Source organism: Streptomyces sp. NPDC049541 (genome assembly GCF_044465725.1).
Lineage (GTDB): Bacteria > Actinomycetota > Actinomycetes > Streptomycetales > Streptomycetaceae > Streptomyces.
Map to the genome: position 1 here is coordinate 1 of NZ_JBITLY010000012.1, position 17335 is coordinate 17335.

16 protein-coding genes are annotated in these 17335 nt (G+C 69.5%); 11 read left to right on the forward strand and 5 right to left on the reverse strand.

Annotation, left to right across the window (positions count from 1 at the left end; translation table 11 throughout):
- The first annotated feature begins 451 nt into the window (after positions 1 to 451).
- The 7 genes from ACIBW9_RS34765 to ACIBW9_RS34795 all read left to right on the forward strand — a co-directional run bounded on the left by ACIBW9_RS34765 (position 452) and on the right by ACIBW9_RS34795 (position 8330).
- Complete coding sequence (locus ACIBW9_RS34765) at positions 452 to 1945, forward strand: UvrD-helicase domain-containing protein (protein WP_398961015.1); 1494 nt, start codon at positions 452 to 454, stop codon at positions 1943 to 1945.
- A gap of 796 nt (positions 1946 to 2741) precedes the next feature.
- Complete coding sequence (locus ACIBW9_RS34770) at positions 2742 to 2948, forward strand: hypothetical protein (RefSeq protein ID WP_121417210.1); 207 nt, start codon at positions 2742 to 2744, stop codon at positions 2946 to 2948.
- Complete coding sequence (locus ACIBW9_RS34775; RefSeq protein WP_398961016.1) at positions 2926 to 3234, forward strand: helix-turn-helix domain-containing protein; 309 nt, start codon at positions 2926 to 2928, stop codon at positions 3232 to 3234. Before ACIBW9_RS34770 ends, ACIBW9_RS34775 begins: the two co-directional genes overlap by 23 nt.
- A 274-nt stretch (positions 3235 to 3508) precedes the next feature.
- Positions 3509 to 4606, forward strand: coding sequence for an alpha/beta hydrolase (locus tag ACIBW9_RS34780; protein ID WP_398961017.1), 1098 nt, complete (start codon positions 3509 to 3511; stop codon positions 4604 to 4606).
- Positions 4603 to 6360, forward strand: a complete 1758-nt coding sequence (locus ACIBW9_RS34785) for an FAD-dependent oxidoreductase (RefSeq protein ID WP_398961018.1) — start codon at positions 4603 to 4605, stop codon at positions 6358 to 6360. Before ACIBW9_RS34780 ends, ACIBW9_RS34785 begins: the two co-directional genes overlap by 4 nt.
- A gap of 6 nt (positions 6361 to 6366) precedes the next feature.
- On the forward strand, positions 6367 to 7254 hold the full coding sequence (locus ACIBW9_RS34790) for an intradiol ring-cleavage dioxygenase (protein ID WP_099923707.1): 888 nt from the start codon (positions 6367 to 6369) through the stop codon (positions 7252 to 7254).
- Positions 7251 to 8330 (forward strand): maleylacetate reductase, encoded by a 1080-nt coding sequence (locus ACIBW9_RS34795; protein ID WP_398961019.1) that lies wholly within the window; start codon positions 7251 to 7253, stop codon positions 8328 to 8330. The genes ACIBW9_RS34790 and ACIBW9_RS34795 overlap by 4 nt, the downstream gene beginning before the upstream one ends.
- Before the next feature lie 6 nt (positions 8331 to 8336).
- Here ACIBW9_RS34795 and ACIBW9_RS34800 read toward each other — a convergent pair whose 3' ends face one another.
- A complete protein-coding gene (locus ACIBW9_RS34800) occupies positions 8337 to 9242 on the reverse strand; it encodes a LysR family transcriptional regulator (protein WP_398961020.1) in 906 nt (301 codons plus the stop codon).
- 228 nt (positions 9243 to 9470) lie between these two features.
- On the opposite strand from ACIBW9_RS34800, the gene ACIBW9_RS34805 reads away from it, so the two are divergent.
- The 3 genes from ACIBW9_RS34805 to ACIBW9_RS34815 are packed head-to-tail and all read left to right on the forward strand — an operon-like array spanning position 9471 to position 12842.
- Positions 9471 to 10712: a hypothetical protein gene (locus ACIBW9_RS34805; protein ID WP_079658437.1), complete on the forward strand. Its 1242-nt coding sequence runs from the start codon at positions 9471 to 9473 to the stop codon at positions 10710 to 10712.
- Positions 10709 to 11284, forward strand: a complete 576-nt coding sequence (locus ACIBW9_RS34810; protein ID WP_079658438.1) for a flavin reductase family protein — start codon at positions 10709 to 10711, stop codon at positions 11282 to 11284. The genes ACIBW9_RS34805 and ACIBW9_RS34810 overlap by 4 nt, the downstream gene beginning before the upstream one ends.
- 28 nt (positions 11285 to 11312) lie before the next feature.
- Positions 11313 to 12842: a long-chain fatty acid--CoA ligase gene (locus ACIBW9_RS34815; RefSeq protein ID WP_398961021.1), complete on the forward strand. Its 1530-nt coding sequence runs from the start codon at positions 11313 to 11315 to the stop codon at positions 12840 to 12842.
- 173 nt (positions 12843 to 13015) lie between these two features.
- Here the strand turns inward: ACIBW9_RS34815 and ACIBW9_RS34820 are convergent, their stop codons facing one another.
- Both ACIBW9_RS34820 and tcuA read right to left on the reverse strand, forming a co-directional pair.
- Positions 13016 to 13273 (reverse strand): hypothetical protein, encoded by a 258-nt coding sequence (locus tag ACIBW9_RS34820; RefSeq protein ID WP_121417204.1) that lies wholly within the window; start codon positions 13271 to 13273, stop codon positions 13016 to 13018.
- Between the two features lie 534 nt (positions 13274 to 13807).
- Positions 13808 to 15280 carry an FAD-dependent tricarballylate dehydrogenase TcuA gene (gene tcuA, locus ACIBW9_RS34825; RefSeq protein WP_398961022.1) on the reverse strand — a complete coding sequence of 491 codons (1473 nt, stop codon included), beginning with the start codon at positions 15278 to 15280 and terminating at the stop codon, positions 13808 to 13810.
- A gap of 169 nt (positions 15281 to 15449) precedes the next feature.
- On the opposite strand from tcuA, the gene ACIBW9_RS34830 reads away from it, so the two are divergent.
- Positions 15450 to 16427: a LysR family transcriptional regulator gene (locus tag ACIBW9_RS34830; protein ID WP_398961023.1), complete on the forward strand. Its 978-nt coding sequence runs from the start codon at positions 15450 to 15452 to the stop codon at positions 16425 to 16427.
- Here the strand turns inward: ACIBW9_RS34830 and ACIBW9_RS34835 are convergent.
- Positions 16371 to 16730: an amidohydrolase family protein gene (locus ACIBW9_RS34835; RefSeq protein ID WP_398961024.1), complete on the reverse strand. Its 360-nt coding sequence runs from the start codon at positions 16728 to 16730 to the stop codon at positions 16371 to 16373. The genes ACIBW9_RS34830 and ACIBW9_RS34835 overlap by 57 nt on opposite strands.
- The gene (locus ACIBW9_RS34840; protein ID WP_107424537.1) at positions 16712 to 17182 is read right to left on the reverse strand and encodes an amidohydrolase family protein; all 471 of its coding nucleotides are present in this window, start codon (positions 17180 to 17182) and stop codon (positions 16712 to 16714) included. Before ACIBW9_RS34840 ends, ACIBW9_RS34835 begins: the two co-directional genes overlap by 19 nt.
- Positions 17183 to 17335 lie beyond the last annotated feature (153 nt).

Sequence of the window (17335 nt, forward strand, 5' to 3'; positions counted from 1 at the left end):
ACCGACGAGACCGTCCTGCCGACCGAACTCACCGCATAGCCTCAAAAACGAGATCACCGAGTGGCCGTTGATACACCACTCCGGCGGACGTGACCTGACGTCCCACTACCCCGACCCGTCAGGCAGAGTCGTGCTCAACGTCGCGTTCACCCGAGCCATGCGCTCCCTGATCGGCCAGACCGCGACAGCTCAGGGGCAGAAGCCCGCTGCCTTTCTCGCCCGGACCGTCGCAGAAGCTGTCGCGCGAGACGAGCAGACCCGCACCCGACATCTGACCACGCGGCTCCAGGATCTACTCGCCCGTCACACCCCCGAAGCCGTACTCACCTGCGCGGCACGCGTCCTGCTCGACCACCAGCGCCCACCCTCGTGTTCTTCAGTCGACGCGGATGACCAGCGGCCTGGCGCCGTACACACGACCCTCTGACCCGTCTGCACCGCGGAGTTCTCGTTGCACACGCCGACCGACGAACAGGCCCACGCCGTCGATACCTTCCGAGCCGGTCACCACATCGCGCTGCAGGCTGGCGCCGGTACAGGCAAGACCAGCACGTTGGACCTGTTGGCCAGGAGTACTCGACACCGAGGCTGCTACCTCGCCTTCAACAAGACCATCGCCGAAGACGCCGCCACCCGGTTCCCACGCTCCGTGCAGTGCAAGACTGCCCACGCCACAGCCTTCGCAGCGGTCGGCTATCGGTTCGCCCATCGGCTCAGGAGCCCGCGCCAGCCGGCCTGGCGGATCGGGCACGCCCTCGGTGTCGGGTCCCCTGTCCGTATCGGTGACCACGAAATCAGCCACCGGACTCTGTCCCACACGGTGCTGCGTACGGTCACCCGCTTCTGCCAGTCCGCCGACAAAGCCCCGGCTCCTCACCACGTCCCCGCCCTGCGCAGGCTGTGCGCACCGAACGAACGCGCCCAACTCGCCGAAGCCGTCATGCCGTTCGTTGCAAGAGCCTGGAAGGATCTGCAGAACCCCGACGACGGTGTGGTGCGCTTCGAGCACGACCACTACCTGAAGATGTGGGCTCTGACCGAGCCGAAGATCGAGGCAGACTTTCTCCTCCTCGACGAAGCCCAGGACACCAACCCCGTCCTGGAGCGGGTCTTCGCCGCCCAACGCAGTCACGCCCAACTGGTTATGGTCGGTGACTCCGCCCAGGCCATCTACGGGTGGCGAGGGGCCAGGGACGTGATGGCGGACTCCGACGCCACCCACCTCACCTTGACCCGCTCCTTCCGCTTCGGCCCACTCCTCGCCGAACAGGCCAACCTGTGGCTCGCGCTCGCCCACGCGCCGATCCGCCTGAGCGGTACCGACACCATTCCGACGAAGGTCGGCTCGGTCACGAGTCCAGACGCGGTGCTGTGCCGCACCAACATCGGCGCCATGACCGAAGTCATGGGACAGCTGGAAGCTGGCCGCCGGGTGGCCCTCGCTCGAGGCGGGCAGACACTCCACGCGCTGGCGCGCGCCGCCCGGGATCTCAAGGAAGGTCGGCGCACATCCCACCCCGAACTGGTTCTCTTCGTTTCATGGGGGGAATTGCAGGAGTACGCGGAATACGATCCCGTCGGCCGCGATCTCCAGCCCTTCGTGGAACTCGTCGACACTCACGGGCCCGAATCCATCATGGCCGCCGTCGATGCGCTCACCGACGAAAAAAACGCAGAGGTCACGGTCTCCACCGCACACAGGGCGAAAGGCCGGGAGTGGTTCGACGTCAGAATCGCCGACGACTTTCCCCCTCCGCCAGGCAGCGACCAACTGGATGAGTGCGGCAGCCCGATCCCGGAACCCGTGAGCGAAACGGACGCCCGTCTCGCCTACGTCGCCGTCACCCGCGCCCGGCACAATCTGGACCTCGGAGGGCTCGCATGGATCGAAAACCAAGCCGCCCTTGCCTGTGACACCCGACGGACCCATCCACTGCCGGTCTGAACCGGACGTCTGGGTGGCGACTGCATTCCTACAGCCACGTCCCGGTCGGTGCTGCCCTCGGCCCAGGTAAACCGGCCTGTCGACCGGGTCGGCGCGGGTCCGGTGGCCTGCGCCATCACACTTGCCCAGGGCATGACTGATCACGTGACCATGCAGATCCCGCAGCTTGGCGTGGACGGCCTCGTGCAGGAGCTGCGGAAGGGATGTGAGGCCGTCGCGTTGAGCATCGTGGCTGCGCTGGCCGAGAATGCCGAGGTCGTGCCGGAGCCTCCGCCAGAAGCGCTCACGGGCGCTGTGGAGACTGCGGGCCGGGCAGTCGGTATCGAGCACCTGTTGCAGAGCGTCCAGCTCGTTCATGCCTACGCCGTCAGGGAGCTCCTGGACGAGGCCGAACGACACCTGCCTGCCTCCGACCGGTTCGCGGCGGTGGCGCATGTCTGGGAGGTGCTGTTCGCGATCGTCAACCAGTTGTACGCCGAGATGACTCGCGAGTTCTCCCGGGCGCACGCCGCCTTGGTGACCAGTTCGGCCGCGGTGCGCATGGAGCTGGTGCAGGACGTCCTCGACGGAAAGCCAGTCGCTGCCGATCATGCGCACCGCGTCCTGGGCTACGACCTCACTCGCCGGCACACCGCCTTGGTGGTGTGGACTGACGATCTCGAACAGGCCGATCCCGGCCGGTTGGCAGGGTGCGCCGAGCAGTTGCTGCGGGCGGGCGGAGCCGACGGGCACCTTGATCCTGCCTGTCGGCCGGCAACGGGTATGGGCGTGGGGGTCCAGTGTCCACGGTGCCTCGGTGGCGCCGCCGACGTCGACGGCCACGCCCCGGTCCGGGATTCGGGTAGCGGCCGGGCTGCCCGAGTCCGGCGTCGAGGGGTTCGCGTTCAGTCACCATCAAGCCCTCGATGCCGTCCGGGTCGGGATGCTGTCCCGCACCGACCGGTGGCTGTTCGACTACGCCGAACTCGACGTGATCGCCCATGCTCAGCACGCATCTCGATGAGGCGCGCCGGTTCGCGCGCCGTGAGCTGGGTGGACTCGCCGGATCCGGGGAGCCTGCCACCACCCTGCGCACCACCCTCAAGTGCTATCTCGACACGGAGCGGAGCCTGAACCCGACGGCTGAGCTGCTGCACGTCGCGCGTAACACGGTTGCGTACCGCATCCAGCGGGCCGAGCAGCTGCGGGGCCGGGAGATCAAGGTCCGGCGGATGCACCTTCAGGTTGCGCTGGCGCTCGCGGAGGAGTTCGGCGACCTCGTGTTGAGCGAACAGGCCACCGCGCGCTGACGGAGCTGACGGCCCCTTTGGACTTCGGTCCATCGGCGGCAGGCCGGTTTCCACCACGGACCAAGCGCCGCGCAGGCTGTGTCCGCTGCACGCGCTCTACACCGACGCCCTGGTCACCCTCGCCCCCACGCGCACCCTCCCGCCGAAGTAGCGGCCCTACGGGATGCTGATGAGCGCCATGCATCACGGCGTCCCCAACCGGCATTGGACCGCCCCGGAGCCGGTCACCAATAGTGCTGGGCATGGGCGCAGACGCCGTGACGGAGGTTCGCCGATGACCAGCTCCCCACCACCCGGAACCGCCGAGCCGGCTCGTGCCGCCTCGCCGTTGACGATCAGCGAGCAAGGCGCGTTCTGGGTCGGTGTCGGACGCAAGCCGTCCGAGGCCGGGACCGCCGCCGAGGCCGCGATGTACGTCCAGTACCAGATCCCGGCCGATCTCCGGCATCCGCTGCCCGTGGTGATGGTCCACGGGGGCGGCGGCCAGGGCACGGACTACCTGTCGACGCCGGACGGGCGCCCCGGCTGGGCCACCCGGTTCCTCCAGGCCGGTTACGCCGTGTACGTGATCGACCGTCCAGGTCACGGGCGCTCCCCGTACCACCCCGATGTCCTCGGGCCCATCGAGGGCGCGGCGCCGACGTACGAGTTCATCCGTTGGCTGTTCTGCGACGGGGCAGGACGACCTGGCAGCCAGTGGCCCGGCAGCGGCGAGGTCGGCGACGACTCCGCGCTGGACCAGTTGATGGCGAGCCAGGGCCCGACGCTGCCCACCTTCGCCGAGAACGAGGAGCAGATGCGGCGCTGCGGGGCCGAGTTGCTGGACCGTATCGGACCGGCCGTGCTGATCACCCACTCCATGGGGGCGCCGTTCGGCTGGCTGGTCGCCGATGCCCGGCCCGGGCTGGTGAAGGCCGTTGTCTCCATCGAGCCGATAGGGCCCCCGTTCATCGAACTGCCCGGCCTCGGAAAGCTGGAGTGGGGGCTCACCGCGGCCCCGATCACTTACGAGCCGGCGGCGCGGACCCCGGAGGAACTGCGCCTCCGGCTGCGCGAGGCCGGGGGTGACGGGCTGCAGGACTGCCTCGTCCAGGACGAACAGGCCGGCCCCGTGCGGTCCCTGCCAGGGCTCCAGGGCTTCCCGATCGCCGTGGTCGCGGCCGACACCTCGCCGTTCGCGCCGTTCCAGCACGGTGTCGCCGACTACCTCGCCCAGGCCGGTGCGGACGTCGAGTTGCTGCGCCTGGCGGACCTGGGGCTCACGGGCAACGGTCACCTGCCCATGGGCGAGAAGAACTCCGACGACGTGGCCGAGGCACTGATGACCTGGCTGAACAAGCGACTGGCCGATGTGGAGGAAACGTCCCGATGACAACCGTGCCGACCGTCGAGACCGATGTGCTCATCGTGGGAAGCGGGCCCGCGGGAGCGAGCGCCGCACTGGCGCTGAGCACCTATGGCGTGCCGAACGTCATGGTCACCCGCTACTCACGCCTCGCGGACACGCCCCGGGCGCACATCACCAACCAGCGCACCATGGAAGTGCTGCGTGACCTGGGTGTCGAAGAGGATGTGATCGCCCAGGCCACCCCGCAGCACCTGATGGGCAACACCGTCTTCTGCACCGCCCTCGCGGGCGAGGAGCTCGGCCGGCTGAGGTCCTGGGGCAACGAACCGCTCGTGCAGGCCGCGCACGAGCTGGCGAGTCCCACCCGCATGTGCGACATGCCGCAGCACCTCATGGAGCCGGTGCTCGTGAACGCGGCCATAGCGCGCGGAAGCCAACTGCGGTTCGGCACCGAGTATGTGTCGCACGAGCAGGACGCCGACGGCGTGACCGCCGTGGTCCGCGACCGGCTGCGCGGCGACACGTACACCATCCGCGCCAAGTACCTGATCGGCGCGGACGGCGGCCGCAGCAAGGTGGCCGAGGACGCCGGACTGCCGATGGGCGGCCAGATGGGCGTGGCCGGCAGCATCAACATCGTCTTCGACGCGGACCTCAGCAAATACGTGGCGCACCGACCGGCCACCCTCTACTGGGTGCTGGCGCCCGGCGCGACCGTGGGCGGCATCGGCGCCGGCCTGGTGCGCTGCGTACGGACGTGGAACGAGTGGCTGATCGTGTGGGGCTACGACGTCGACGCCGGGCCGCCGGACCTCACCGAGGAGTACGCCCTGTCCGTCGTCCGCAAGCTGATCGGCGACGACGAGATCCCGGTGACCATCAAGTCGTCCTCCGCGTGGACGGTCAACGAGATGTACGCCGAGACGTACTCCAACGGCCGGGTGTTCTGCGCGGGCGACGCCTGCCACCGGCACCCACCGTCCAACGGGCTGGGCTCCAACACCTCCATCCAGGACTCCTACAACCTGGCGTGGAAGCTGAAGCTCGTCCTGGACGGCACCGCGTCCCCGTCCCTGCTGGACACCTACAGTGACGAGCGGGCACCGGTCGGCAAGCAGGTCGTCACCCGGGCCAACCAGTCCATCGGTGAGACGGCACCCGTCTTCGAGGCGCTCGGCGGCCTGGCGCCGCAGACCCCCGAGCAGCTGTGGCGGAACATCGCCGCCCGCAAGGACGCCACTACGGAGGCCGAGGAGCAGCGGGCGCGGCTGCGGCAGGCGATCGCCTTCAAGGCATACGAGTTCAACGCCCACGGCGTGGACCTCAACCAGCGCTACACCTCCGCCGCGATCGTCCCGGAAGGCACCGAGGACCCCGGCTTCGCACGCGACCCCGAGCTGCACTTCCAGCCGAGCACCCGCCCCGGCGCCAAGCTCCCGCACGCCTGGCTCTCCGCGGGCACCCGCAATCTGTCCACCCTGGACCTGGGCGGAAACGGCCGGTTCGCCCTGATCACCGGCATCGGCGGCGAGCCCTGGACGGAGGCCGCCCGCATCCTCGGCAAGGAGTTCGGCCTGGAGATCGCCACGGCGGTCATCGGCCCCGGCCAGGAGCACGAGGACCCGTACGGGGACTGGGCCCGGCTGCGGGAGATCGGCGACTCGGGCGCGCTGCTGGTGCGGCCGGACAACCACGTGGCCTTCCGCCGCCAGGACGCCACCGGTGACGTCACGGCCGCACTGCGGGACGCGCTGCGGCAGATCCTCGGGCGGGGCTGAGCGGCCATGGACCTCACGGCGAAGACCGCGAAGCCCGCGGAGACCGAGACGACGACGGCGGTGCTGGAAAGCTTCGCCCACACCTCCGATCCCCGACTGCGCGAGGTGCTGGCCTCCCTGACGCGTCACCTGCACGATTTCGTACGGGACATCGAGCCGACCCAGGCCGAGTGGGAGCGGGCGATCGACTTCCTCACCGCGACCGGGCACATGTGCGACGACACCCGGCAGGAGTTCATCCTGCTGTCGGACGTCCTGGGTGTGTCGATGCTCGTCGAGACGATCAACGACCACAAGGCGGCCGCCGCGACCGACTCGACGGTGCTCGGCCCCTTCCACATGACCGAGTCCCCGGTCCGTGAACTCGGGGCGAACATCGATCTGGTCGGCGGCGGCGAGCCGTGTGTGATCAGCGGACGGGTCGTCTCCGTCGACGGCACCCCGTTGCCCGGTGCGACGCTGGACGTGTGGCAGGCCGACGACCAGGGCTTCTACGACGTCCAGCAGCCGGAGAAGCAGCCGCCTGGCAATGGGCGCGGGCTGTTCACGGCGGACGCGGAGGGGCGGTTCTGGTTCCGCTCGTGCGTTCCGAGCCCGTATCCGATTCCGACGGACGGGCCGGTCGGCTCGCTGCTGGAGGCGACCGGCCGTCACCCCTACCGTCCGGCCCATGTCCACTTCATCGTGGGCGCCGAGGGGTACAGCCCGGTGACGACGCACATCTTCGTGGCGGGCAGCGACTATCTGGAGTCGGACGCCGTCTTCGCCGTGAAGGAGAGCCTGGTCGAGGAGTTCGTCGAAGTGGACTCCCCCGCGGAGGCCGCGGAGTTGGGCCTGGCCAACCCCTTCCGCCGGGCACGCTTCGACATCGTGCTGCAACCGGTGATCGCATGAGGGAACGCGCCCTGGACTTCACCTATCAGGCCCAGCCGACGCGCGTCCTCTTCCGGTCGGGTGCCGTCCCGGACGCGGTGCCCGACGAGGTCGCGCTTCTCGGCCTGTCCCGCGTCCTCGTGCTGTGCGACGACCATGGCCTGGACACGGCCCGTGCCGTCGCCGCGGCTCTCGGCGACGCCTGCGCCAGGCTGCACGCAGGGGCGGTGACGCACGTCCCCGTGGAGGTCGCCGACCTGGCCGTCGAGGCGGCTCGCGAAGCCCGAGCCGACGGCTGCGTGGCGGTCGGCGGCGGTTCCGTGACCGGCCTGGCCAAGGCCGTCGCGCTCAGGACCGGCCTGCCGATCGTCGCCGTCCCGACGACGTACGCCGGATCGGAGATGACACCCGTCTGGGGCCTGACCGAGGGCGCGGTGAAACGCACCGGGCGCGACCCGAAGGTGTTGCCGCGCAGCGTCGTGTACGACCCGCTGCTCACGCTCACCATGCCGCCCGTGGGGTCCGCGACGAGCGGCATGAACGCGATCGCGCACGCCGTCGAGGCTCTGTACGCCCCGGACTCCACTCCGATCGTCTCCCTCATGGCGGAGGAGGGTGTGCGGGCGCTGGCCGCGGCGCTTCCCGAGATCGTCGCCGACCCCTCGGGGCATGACGCGCGCAGCCGCGCGCTGTACGGGGCGTGGCTGTGCGGTGCCTGTCTCGGCGCGACCACCATGGGGCTGCACCACAAGCTCTGCCATGTGCTCGGCGGCACCTTCGACCTGCCGCACGCCGAGACTCACGCCGTCGTCCTGCCCCATGTGCTGGCGTTCAACGCGCCGGCGGTTCCCGAGGCACTGGCGGCGCTGCGCCGGGCGCTCGATGTCCCGGATCCGGTACGGGAGTTGCACGAGCTGGGCGAGCGGCTGGGCATCCCGCGATCGCTCGCCGACCTCGGCCTGACCGCCGCCGACGTGGACCGTGCGGTCGACGTCGCTCTCGGGGCGCCGTACGCGAATCCCCGCCCGGCCTCCGCCGACGATCTGCGCGCCGTCCTGCACGCGGCCTGGGCGGGCGAGCCGCCGTACGGCGGCTGACCGCTTCTACCGGGCGAGTTCGGCGTACGGAACGCCGCTCGCACGTCGGGCCACCCGGCGTGCGACCTCGGCGAACGCCGGGGCGGCGGGCGAGTGGCCCGTCTCCGGATAGGCGACCGCGGCCACCGCGCCGAGGGGCTCTTTCGGAGCGACGGCCTCCACTCCCGGGTGTGGCGGGAACATCCGGGCGCCCGACAAGGGCATCAGTCCCACCATGTGCTGGTAGGCGATCTTCGAGGCCATGTCCAGGGCCGAGCGGGCGTGGGAGCCGACCGTCGGGGCCTCGTGGTCCCCGTGGCGTCCCCCCACCCACAAGTCGTCGCCCGGGTGGGGGGTGACCCAGGGCTGGTCGTAGACCTCGGTCATGTCCACCGCGGCGGCCGAGGCCAGCGGATGCCCCTTCCACAGCGCGAGGGAAACGGGCTCGGTGAAGATCGGTACGCGTGTCAGGCCCGGCATGTCGACGTTCAGACACAGCAGCGCCACGTCGCACTCGCCGGCCAGCAGCGGGGCTTGCCCCTGGTGGAAGTCCGCTTCGTGCACCCGGATCGTGGCTCTGGGATACCGCTCGCGGAACGTCTCGATGACCGGATGCGTCAGCTCCGCGAGAGCCACCCCGTAGAGCGCGACCCGCACCTCGTCCCGCCGCCTGGCCCTGATGGCGCCCGCGGCGGCGGCGAGCCGGTCGGCATCGGCCAGCACCTCGCCCGCCCGTTCGAGCAGTTCCGCGCCGTCGGCGGTGAGCGCCACATGCCGTTTGTCGCGGTCGAACAGCTGGACGCCCAGCTCACGCTCGAGGGCGGCGATCGAGCGCGTCAGCGCGGGCTGGGTGAGGTGCAGACGCTCGGCGGCGACCCGGTAATTCAAGGTCTCGGCGAGCGCCGAGAAATGGCGCAGGTTCCGGAGTTCCACTCAGCCCTCCAGAAAGGCGAGGTCCACGGCGTTGTGGTCCGCGCCAGGTTACAGCGCGCTTCCCCGCACGTCACCAGGCAGAAATGTGCGGCATTCCCGTCACCCCCTCCGACCTGGTGTGATGCACGGCACTCATCAAGCCCACAGCCACCGGCATTGGACGGTCCTTCGCCGCGCCGCCAACACTCCCTTCAGGCCGACCCAGAACAACAGCGGATGGGGTGCGAATTGTCCGAGACAACCGAGGCAGCCGAGAAAATCATCGAGATTCCGCAGCCGGAGCCGGACCTGACACCGGAGGAACTGGTGCGCCGGGCCGCCGGCATGAGGTCCTGGCTACGTGATCAACAGGACGAGACCGAACAGCGGACCGGTATCTCCGAAGACACGCACAAGGCGTTCCTGGAGGCGGGGTTCTACCGGTCCCTCCAGCCACGCCGCTTCGGCGGCTACGAGTTCGACCTGCGGACCTACTCCCGGATGGTCACCGAGGTGGCCCGCGGCTGCCCGTCCAGCGGCTGGAACCTGTGTCTGGCCGCCTCCCACAGCCTGGTGGTGGCCGGCCGCTTCCCCGAGAGCACCCAGCGCGAGGTGTTCGGGCCGGACGGCGACTTCCGGGCCCCGCTGCCGATGGCCCCGAGCGCCACCGCGACGAGGACCCCCGACGGGTACCGGGTCAACGGCCGCTGGGACTACTCCTCCGGAGTCAACGTCTCCACGCACTTCCTGGGTGGCGTGCTCATCATCGACGAGGAGGGCGGCACGCCAACGCCGGGCCTGGTGCTCGTGCCCTCCGGCTGGCGGATGCTCGACAACTGGGGCGAGATCCTGGGCTTCCGCGGCAGCGGCTCCAACAGCGTCGTGGCCGAGGAAGTCCTCGTACCGTACGAGTACGTGTCCAGGACCTACGCCGCGGCGAACGACGCCACCGACGGGCCGGGTGTGGAACTGCACGGCAACCCGATGTACGCGGGCCGGCTGATAACGTTCTTCAACATCCAGCTGTGTTCGATCGTGGCGGGCACCGCCTGGGCCGCGGTCGACGAGTACCGGCGGATCATCACCACCAAGAACAGCCCGATGCCGCCCTTCAAGCCGCGCAGCCACGATCCGGAACACCAGCGCAACCTCGGCCTGGCCACGGCCCTGGCCGACAGCGCGCAGCGGATCATCCTGTCGGTCGCCGACGACTACACCGCCTACGCGGCCCGGGGCCTGGCAGGGGGCGAACCCTTCTCCGAACTGGACGACCAGGCCCTCTCCGTCACGGCCCGGCAGTCCGGCCAACTCGCCTGCCAGGCCGTCGAGATGCTGGCCTCGGCCAGTGGCTCCAGCGCGCTGGCGAACGGCCAGCGCATGCAGCGGTACCTGCGCGATGTCGCCACGTACAAGACGCACGTCAACGCCCAGCACAGCTGGTTTGCCACGGGATACGCCCGCTCTCTGCTCGGCGTGGAGAACCCGGCGTGAACCGGTCGACGTCCGCCGCGACGACGCCCGGCGGCGGCCCGGCGGACGACCCCGGCCGGTTCCGGCACGTGCTCGGCCACTACCCGACCGGTGTCACGGTGGTCACCGCGAAGGAACCCGACGGCACCCCGGTCGGCATGGTCATCGGCTCGTTCACCTCGGTGTCCCTCGATCCCCCGCTCGTCGCGTTCTTCCCCGGCCGCTCCTCCACGACCTGGCCGAGGATCATGGCCGGCGGCTCCTTCTGCGTGAACGTGCTAGCCGCCGGCCAGGAAAGCCTGTGCCGGGATGTCAGCGCCAAGGCACCCGACGTCTTCGACCGCCACCCGTGGCGCGGCGCGCCCTCGGGCAGCCCCGTCCTGGCGGGCGTCGCCGCCTGGATCGACTGCGACATCGCCGACGTGTGGACCCTCGGCGACCACTACTTCGTCCTCGGCCGCGTACGGGAACTCGGGGTGGAGAAGAAGACCGGCGTCTCGCCGCTGGTCTTCTCCAGGGGGCGGCTCGCCACGTTGCCGCCCCACCGGGACCACGACGACTCGGCCGACTACACATGGCCCGACTGGCTCTGAGAGATCTAATAGAGAAGAGAGACGCACCATGCGCAATCAAGGGCTCGGCTCGTGGCCCGCGCGGCGCGCCCGCATGGCACCGGAGGCCACCGCCGTCGTGCACGACGGTGGAGCCCTGTCCTACGCAGAGCTGGCCGCGCGCGTGACGCGGCTCGCTCACGCCCTGCGTGCCCTGGGGGTAGGCCACGGCGACCGGGTGGCCTACCTGGGCGCGAACCATCCGGCCCTGGCGGAGACCCTGTTCGCCGCGAACGCGCTGGGCGCCGTCTTCGTACCGCTCAACACCCGCCTCGCGACACCTGAGTTGGCCTTCATCCTGGGGGACGCGGGGGCGGCGGTACTGCTGTACGGCGCCGAACTCACCGATGTCGTGGACGCGTTGAGGGACGACGTGGCGGTGAAGCACTACGTCGAGGTGGGGAGCGCGTACGAGGAGCTGCTGGCGGACGCACCCGACGACCCCCTGGACGAGGCGGTCGGCCTCGACGAGGTGTGCATGATCCAGTACACCTCCGGCACCAGCGGCCGTCCCAAGGGCGTCATGCTGACTCACGCCAACATCGCCTGGAACTGCTTCAACATGCTGCTGGACGGGGACATCGCCTCCGACGACGTCGCTCTGGTGGTGGCACCGATGTTCCACACCGCCGCCCTCAACACCGTCTTCCTGCCGGGCTTCCTCAAAGGGGGGACGTCGGTGCTGATGCGCGGCTTCGACCCGGACCGGGTGCTCGACGTCATCGCCGAGCACCGGGTGACGAGGATGTTCGGCGTGCCCGCGATGTACCAGGCCATGGCCCGGTCGTCGCGGTGGGCGACGGCCGACCTGTCGTCGATCCGGATCCTGCAGTGCGCGGCGGCACCCGTCCCCAAGGCCCTCATCCACACCTACCAGGACCGTGGCCTGACCTTCCTCCAGGCCTACGGCCTGACCGAAACCGCTCCCGCCGCGCTGGGCCTGCGCGCACAGGACAGCATCCGCAAGGCCGGCTCGGCCGGCACGCCCTGCTTCTTCACCGACGTACGCGTGGTGCGGCCCGACCTCACCGATGTCGCACCGGGCGAGGTCGGCGAGGTGATCATCGAGGGCCACAACGTGATGAAGGGCTACTGGCAGTGGCCCGAAGCGACCAAGGACGCCTTCGTCGAAGGAAGTTGGTTCCGCTCCGGAGACGCGGCCACCGTCGACGAGGAGGGGTACGTCACGATCGTCGACCGAATCAAGGACATGTACATCTCCGGCGGAGAGAACGTCTACCCCGCAGAGGTCGAGCAACTCCTCCACCAGCATCCCGCGGTCGCCGAATGCGCGGTGATCGGCGTACCCGACGAACGATGGGGCGAAGTGGGCAGAGCGCTGGTCGTGCCCCGCGCGGGCGCCGAGGTGTCGCCCGACGACATCATGGACTCCCTGTCCGGCCGACTCGCCAAGTACAAGCTCCCCAAATCGGTCGTCCTCGTCGACACCCTGCCCCGCAACGCCACCGGCAAGATCCTCAAGGCCCGCCTGCGCAGCCAGTACGGCTCCATGCCGGCCCGCGGCGCCGAGGAGGCATGAGGCGCCGACCACACCCCGCATCACAGCATGGACATGCCCAGCAAGTGGTCGACCTGGCGATCAGTACCACGAGGGAGCGATCACGAACCGAGGAAGATCGGACTTGACGTCCACTCAGCACCACAGCTCCCACGCCACCGACCGCGCCAATCTTCAAACTACAAGCCTCGGAGTCATGCCTCGGCTTCGGTCTCGACGAGATCAGCGGCGACGGCAGCTGGGAGCAGTGAGTACGTCCGATGGATGAGGAAGACTGCCATGGGGAGTTCCGCGAATACCGCCAGGGCCGACGACAGCCAGATATCGGATGTGTTGATGGCGAGCGACACATCGAACCAGGCGTCGCAGATCAGCAGGACTCCGGTGGCCATTGCGGAGACGGCGAGGACGCGAGGCCGCTGCCGCCAGCCGAAGTAGGCCGTGGATGCCATGGCCGCGATCAGCAGGACGCCTCCTCCGTCAAGGCTTCCTCACCGAGCCCGGACAAGGCCACTACCAGAAACGGACTTAACTTCTATTCGGAACATTTGTCATTCGTGCGTCAAGAAATCGCCATGGCCCGGCGACGCCGGCGCGCGGACCGCTGCCGAAGCTCCGGAAACCGCAGCTCAGGCATGCCCTCCACGTCCACCCGTTGCAACTCCCGAAGTAAGTCGTCGAACCGAGGGACAATTCCCCAAACCGCAGGTCAGGGGCCTTGGCGGTCGACTCATGGATCGCCACGCACTCCAGGTGACGCGTCATCGGGAAGGTATGCAGTCTGACCCCACCCGGGAAACATGCAGCTCAAAGGCGCTTTCAAGGACGAATCCAGGCCCCTCGGAAGGCTTCGTGCGTCATACGTGCGTCATCACCACAGCCGTGCGTCAGCAACTGCTGGGGCGCGCGGGCCGACTTCATCGACGAAGCAGGCGGTCACCGCATCTACCACACACCGTGTGATTCAACCCGTTGCAGCGTCGCCGTCAACGCGTGTCGGCGGCTGCTGAGCGCCCGGCGCGCCTGCCGAGCACCGAACCGGCGGTGAGGCCGGAGCCACCCGGGTAGTTGAACCAGAAGAGCCCGCCTACGAGTTCGCCGGCCGCGTACAGCCCAGGGACGGGGCGGCCGCTCAGGTCCAGCACGCGCGCGTCGGCGTCGATCCGCAGCCCGCCGAAGGTGAAGGTGATGCCGCAGGTCACCGGGAAGGCGACATACGGAGGAGTGGTCAGCGGCTGGGCCCAGTTGGACTTGGGAGGGGTGATGCCCTCGGTCCGGCAGCCGTCCTTGACCGTCGGGTCGAAGCGACCGGGGACAACGGCGGCGTTGAACCGCTCAACCGTCTCCGCCAGCCGGCCCTCGTCCATGCCGAGTTCCTTGGCCAGGCCCTCCACGGTGTCGGACTCCACCCTGGTGATGCCCGACGAGGCGTACTCCTCGGGGCGCAGCAGCGGCGCGGACGTCGCGTCGAAGAGCTGGTAGGCGACGCCTGCCGGTTGCTTGAGGATCTCGGCACCGTACTTGGCGTAGGTGTAGTTGCGGAAGTCCGCGCCCTCGTCGACGAACCGACGCCCCTCGGCGTTGACCACGATGCCGAACGGGTAGCCGCCGCGAGTGAGTTGGTTGGTCAGCTCCCGGTCGCCGGTCGCTCGGGCTTGGCTGTCCCAGGCCACCGCGTGGCAGCCGCTCCAGTGGCCGTAGGGTTGCGCGCCTGCCGCCAGAGCCATGCGGATGCCCTCGCCGGTGTTGTACGGGGTTCCGCGCACCAGGGCCAGGTCCCAGCCCGCGCCCAGGTAGCCGGCCCGCATCTGCGGGTTGGCCTCGAAGCCGCCGCTGGTGAGTACCACGCCGTCGGCCTCGATGCGCTGCCCGTCGGCGAGCATCACGCCGCCAACGGAGCCGTCGGCTGCGGTGGCCAGGCCGGTGACGGGGCTGTCGAAGCGGACTTCGATGCCGCTGCGATCGGCGGCGGCAAGGTGCTGGTCGATCATTCCTTTGCCCCCGCCGACCACGCCGACGGCCAGTCCGCCCCAGAACCGGTAGCGCCCGTCCACCTCGTAAGCCTGCCGATGGAACATGAGCTCGAAGCGCAGGCCGAGGCTGCGCAGCCAGGTCATCGTCTCGCGGGATTCACCGACCAGGATCCGGGCGAGTTCGGGGTCGGTCCTTCCCTGGGTCACCCGGGTCAGGTCGGCGAGGAAGTCGTCTTCGGTATAGGGGGCGAGGTCGACGCGTCCTGCGCGGTCCGCGGGAAGTGGCTCGACCAGCGAGGTGAGGTCGGTCAACCCGCCGTGGCTGGTGCGCATCGCCCCGGCAGTGAAGTAGGAGTTGCCTCCGGCCCACTGGCGGGGGGCCTTCTCCAGCAGCAACACCCGTGCTCCCTGCTGACGGGCGGACTGAGCCGCGCTGAAGCCGGCGTTCCCGCCGCCGACCACGACGACGTCCCACTGCTCGGTCATGTGTACTCCCATGGGTTCGGATAGCAGTTGCCCGGATCGGAGATCCTTTCGGGGCTGGGGCGTACGGATCAGGGACTGTGTGCGTACGCGACCGCAGCATGAATCTCTTTCACCAGGGCCCGGCGGGCGGGTTGACGGCTGCGCGGCCCGCCCGCCGGGCAGTACGACGATGCGCCAGCAGCGCCATCAGTACAATCGAAAGAAATTGAAGCTGCTTTCACAAATGCTTAAGGCGGTCGTGATGAGCCTCGATGTACGCCGCATGCTGGTGCTGGCCGAGGTGGCTCGCCGGGGCTCCATCACGGCGGCCTCGATTGCCCTGAGCTATACGCCCTCGGCGGTGTCCCAGCAGATCAGCAGGCTGGAAGCGGAGGCCGGGCAGCCGCTGATCGCGCGGCACCCCCGGGGCGTCACGCTCACCGAGGCCGGCCGCACTCTGGCCGAGCATGCCGCACGGATCGATCGCCAGTTGCGAGCCGCACGCCGATCCCTCGATGACATCGCGGGCCTGCACAGCGGGACCTTGCACATCGGTACCTTCCCCACCATCGCCGCATCCCTGCTGCCCCGCGTCGTGCGCGCCTTTCGCACCCGGTACCCGCAGGTTGAGCTGGCCGTGCACAGCGACCGCAACGCCGGCCTGATGGACCTCCTCGAGAGCCGGGAGATCGAGCTTTCCTTGATGTGGGACTACCCGTGGCGGCGCCTGGACGAGACCAACCTCGATGTCACCCATCTGCTGGACGACCACACCTGCCTGGTCGTCGCCACCAGCCACCCGCTCACCGCCCGGCACTCCGCCGGTTTTGAGGAGCTGGCCGAGGAGAACTGGATCGTCCGGGGCGATCACCCGGTCGCCGAGCTGCTCACCCGTAGCTGCCGTGCCGCCGGCTTCGAGCCGAAGATCGCCTACCGGGCACACGACTACCAGGAAGCCCAGGCCATGGCGGCGGTCGGCCTGGGCATCACGCTCGCCCCCAGGTTCGCCCTGGCCAGTCTGCGGGACGACGTCACCACCATCGACCTGGGCCCCTCGGCCCCCGTTCGCCGCATCCTGCTCACCCGGCTGCGCGACACTCCACCGACACCGTCAGCCAAGGCCATCGCAGAACTGTTCATCGAAACCGCCGGGACCCTGCGTTCCTAGACACGCGTTCCGCGGCGTGACGGCCGGCGATCGCCGCCGTCCCGCGGGGCATGCCCAGGACCCGTGACCGCCGAGCCGCGCGAACGGACGCGGGCGTCGCCGTCGAGGCCTGCATGCCCTCCAGCGCCAGGCCGACCAGCGGGAGCTATCGCGGGATGGGCGGGGGTCGCCGTCGACGACGACGAGGTCGGCGAGGAGGCCTGGGCGCAGGCGGCCCGTCAGGTCGCTCATACCGAGCAGGTCGGCGGCCGAGGACGTGGTGGCGGCCAGGACCTCGGCGGGACTCATACCGCCCTTCTCCATGAGGGCCAGTTCACCGAGGTATCTACCTCGACGACGAGGGAATCGAGCTGATGCTCGCCCACGGCACCTGGTTGGTGCCCACGCTGTCGGCGCCGCTCGCCGTGATCCGGCTCGCCGAGGCCGGAGGCAACATGCGCCGTCGCGTGCACCCCGGCGGCGCGGACCTCGGCCATCATCATGGCGAGTTCGTCGTCGCGGAAATGCGCGTGCCGGGGGTCGTCGCCGGGCGAGGCCACTCCCCCGGTGGTGCACACCTTGATCGCGTCGGCACCGGCCCGAAGGATCTCCCGCACGCGCAGTCCCTCGGCAACCTCGCCGCGTCCACCATCGCTGGCATCCTCTGGAGTGTGTTCTCCCCAGCAGCCGCATTCGGCTATCTGGCTGCCTGGATGCTCCTGGCCCTCGCCGGTCTCCTCCTCTCTCTTCGGCGCTGATCGCGGAGCATTCCGCACGTTCTGATAGCCCGGGTTACCGACAGGGTCGCAGTTCCGGCGTGCGGTCGAGGTGCGCGCTGGTCAGGACGACCTTGGAGCTGGTGCCGTACGCGGGCTGTCCGTTGAGGTTGGGGCAGCGGCCGGTGTGGGTGCCGGATCGGTGAACGAAGC

Excerpts from the sequence above, each read along its gene's own strand:
- ACIBW9_RS34775 (WP_398961016.1), top strand. The coding sequence starts at position 2,926 with ATGCTCAGCACGCATCTCGATGAGGCGCGCCGGTTCGCGCGCCGTGAG.
- ACIBW9_RS34780 (WP_398961017.1), top strand. The coding sequence starts at position 3,509 with ATGACCAGCTCCCCACCACCCGGAACCGCCGAGCCGGCTCGTGCCGCC.
- ACIBW9_RS34785 (WP_398961018.1), top strand. The coding sequence starts at position 4,603 with ATGACAACCGTGCCGACCGTCGAGACCGATGTGCTCATCGTGGGAAGC.
- ACIBW9_RS34790 (WP_099923707.1), top strand. The coding sequence starts at position 6,367 with ATGGACCTCACGGCGAAGACCGCGAAGCCCGCGGAGACCGAGACGACG.
- ACIBW9_RS34795 (WP_398961019.1), top strand. The coding sequence starts at position 7,251 with ATGAGGGAACGCGCCCTGGACTTCACCTATCAGGCCCAGCCGACGCGC.
- ACIBW9_RS34815 (WP_398961021.1), top strand. The coding sequence starts at position 11,313 with ATGCGCAATCAAGGGCTCGGCTCGTGGCCCGCGCGGCGCGCCCGCATG.
- ACIBW9_RS34820 (WP_121417204.1), bottom strand. The coding sequence starts at position 13,273 with ATGGCATCCACGGCCTACTTCGGCTGGCGGCAGCGGCCTCGCGTCCTC.
- tcuA (WP_398961022.1), bottom strand. The coding sequence starts at position 15,280 with ATGACCGAGCAGTGGGACGTCGTCGTGGTCGGCGGCGGGAACGCCGGC.
- ACIBW9_RS34830 (WP_398961023.1), top strand. The coding sequence starts at position 15,450 with ATGCGCCAGCAGCGCCATCAGTACAATCGAAAGAAATTGAAGCTGCTT.
- ACIBW9_RS34835 (WP_398961024.1), bottom strand. The coding sequence starts at position 16,730 with ATGGAGAAGGGCGGTATGAGTCCCGCCGAGGTCCTGGCCGCCACCACG.